This window comes from Nostoc sp. CHAB 5715 (assembly GCF_020829685.1).
GTDB lineage: Bacteria > Cyanobacteriota > Cyanobacteriia > Cyanobacteriales > Nostocaceae > Nostoc.
Map to the genome: position 1 here is coordinate 1 of NZ_JAIVFR010001083.1, position 2340 is coordinate 2340.

Consider the following 2340-nt stretch of genomic DNA (forward strand, 5'->3'; position numbering starts at 1 on the left):
TACTCTAATTAAGTGATTTTGTAACAAGTCTGAAAATTAATTCTCAAAGCTCTGGCATTAGGAGCAAAAGCGGTACTAATCGGACGGCCCATTTTGTGGGGACTAGCACTAGCAGGGCAACTTGGTGTATCTCATGTCATCTCACTACTACAAGATGAGTTAAATCTAGGAATGGCACTTAGCGGCTGCGCCAAACTACAGGATATTGACCCTAGTTTATTGACCCTGCTACGCCTATAAGCCAGAAAATTCTTAGACTTAATTATTCCAGCAAAACTTTGAAAATTAATTTTCAGACTTGTTACAAAATCACTTAATTAGAGTATACTAGTCAAGGTTGGATATATGGGCGGGTGGCGAAACTGGTAGACGCACCACACTCAAAATGTGGCGGCCTTGCGGTCATAGGAGTTCGATTCTCCTCCTGCCCACTACCAAACAAGTGCAAGAGAGGTAAAAAAGTTATGCGGCTGAAAAGATGGGAGTCTCCCCGTAAAGAAGGCAGGAATGACAAAGGTAGAGGCGGTTCTGCAAGGAAAAGGCAACTCAAAAAACAAAGGCAAATGTTACGACAAAGACTCAAAGAAGCTAACAAACCAGACAATAACAAAAACAATAGAGCAGGGGAAGATAAACTTATCTTCCCCTTATTTTTTGGGCTTTTATTTCAGAAAAAAATAAAATTTAGGGATTTTTCAATATATAGACTAAGAGAACTCCAAGAAATAAATTATCCAATCTTGTAGGGTGGGTCGATAAGCCCGCCCAGTTTATATGGCGATCGTGTTGCCTACCCTACAATAAATAATTGAATATTTTTTTATTTGGAAGTCCCTAAATTAAATTTGTAATAAATTTGGAAAGCTATAAGAAAAAACTATCAGCCATTCTTTAAAATATACTAATTTGAATTAGACCTCTTAAACGCATATTTATGTATCAAAATCGGCAAGCTGAGTGTCTGGTATTTCACCTTGCTATGTAGTTAAAGCAAGTATAAAGTACTACGTGTATTTATAATTTATCGCAATTGTAACGTTTGCATGAACAAATCAAAAATTAATTATGAAGGAAGTATGAATTTTGCTAGCCAGCATCTGAAATCCCTAGCTTAAAACAGTAAACTAGGACACAGCAGCAAACAATTCTAATATTAACGGTCAAGTCAAAAGTATACTAAGAAAGCAATTGCATCTCCATGTGTTAACTTCCAACGATGACACAAGGCTACAAAAAGTCAGGAGTCATTTCATCTGAATTCTTGAATATTCGGAATGGTCTAGGTAATCTATGGATTTTTTTCTTGGACACAGGAGTTATTGATGGTGGCAAGAGTGCTTCTACCTACTAAAAAAGTACTGGATTTTCCCATTACTGCTTTACGCTTTGATGATCAAGTACAAACAATGCTGAAGTGGGCGAGGAGGCGTGAAAGTAAAACTGTATATGTAGCCAATGTACACATGCTCATTGAAGCTCATTGGAATCCAGAGTTTGCTAACATATTACGAAATGCAGACATAGTTACTCCTGATGGTATGCCTCTGGTATGGATGATGCGAAAGATGGGAGCGTTTTATCAAGACCGTGTGGCAGGAATGGATATTTTCTTAGCATTGTGTCAGCTAACTCAAACACAAAATCTTAGTATTTTCTTTGTAGGTTCCCAAACAGAAGTTCTTTCTCGGATGCGAAAAAGGTTAGAGTGGGAATTTCCGCAGATGAAGATTGCGGCGATGGAACCTCTACCCTTTCGCCCCCTGACTGAAACTGAAGACGAAGCTTTGGTTCAAAAGATTAACTCTAGTGGTGCTAGCGCCGTACTAGTATCTCTGGGATGTCCTAAGCAAGAAAATTGGATAGCTCAACATAAGGGTAAGATACAAGCTGTAATGATTGGACTGGGTGGAGTTTTCCCAGTTTATGCAGGAATTCACAAGCGGGCACCCCGCGTAGTTCGAGACTTAGGATTTGAATGGCTGTATCGATGTTTGAAGATGAAACCACGAAAAGCTGGTGGAGACAGGCCAACGGAGAGGCCATCACCGGGAAACTGAAGGGTCAGACGCTCCCTGAGATGCTTTCTCAGCAAACTACGGTGGAGCAATGGCTGAAGTTGTATCCTGAAAGCAAAATCATGCAGCCTGACCCTACCTTTAGAGAGAAATACGACAGCACCGCCAAATATGAAAAAGGTAAAAGCAAAAGTGACCTGACCCGTACAGACTCATTGTCGTGGAAAGATAAATCATGGGTGGTGGGTATTGAAACCGGAAAAGGCAGCAAAGCCTTTGACTGGGTCAGACTTCAGAAAGAAAAAGTAATCAATGCAGAAGTAGG

At 40.0% G+C, this 2340-nt stretch carries 3 protein-coding genes, 1 tRNA gene and 1 pseudogene; all 5 read left to right on the top strand.

Annotated elements, in window-relative coordinates:
• Positions 1-39 precede the first annotated feature (39 nt).
• Positions 40-240 (top strand): annotated as a pseudogene (locus LC574_RS36160) (alpha-hydroxy-acid oxidizing protein); the annotation flags it as partial.
• 107 nt (positions 241-347) lie between these two features.
• Positions 348-431: transfer RNA gene (locus tag LC574_RS36165), tRNA-Leu, on the top strand.
• A gap of 33 nt (positions 432-464) precedes the next feature.
• Complete coding sequence (locus LC574_RS36170; protein WP_229458439.1) at positions 465-746, top strand: hypothetical protein; 282 nt, start codon at positions 465-467, stop codon at positions 744-746.
• A gap of 576 nt (positions 747-1322) precedes the next feature.
• A complete protein-coding gene (locus LC574_RS36175; RefSeq protein WP_229458440.1) occupies positions 1323-2057 on the top strand; it encodes a WecB/TagA/CpsF family glycosyltransferase in 735 nt (244 codons plus the stop codon).
• Positions 1988-2340, top strand: a 353-nt coding sequence (locus LC574_RS36180; protein ID WP_229458441.1) for a DUF3179 domain-containing (seleno)protein, incomplete at its 3' end; no start/stop codon positions are given. The genes LC574_RS36175 and LC574_RS36180, both read left to right, overlap by 70 nt.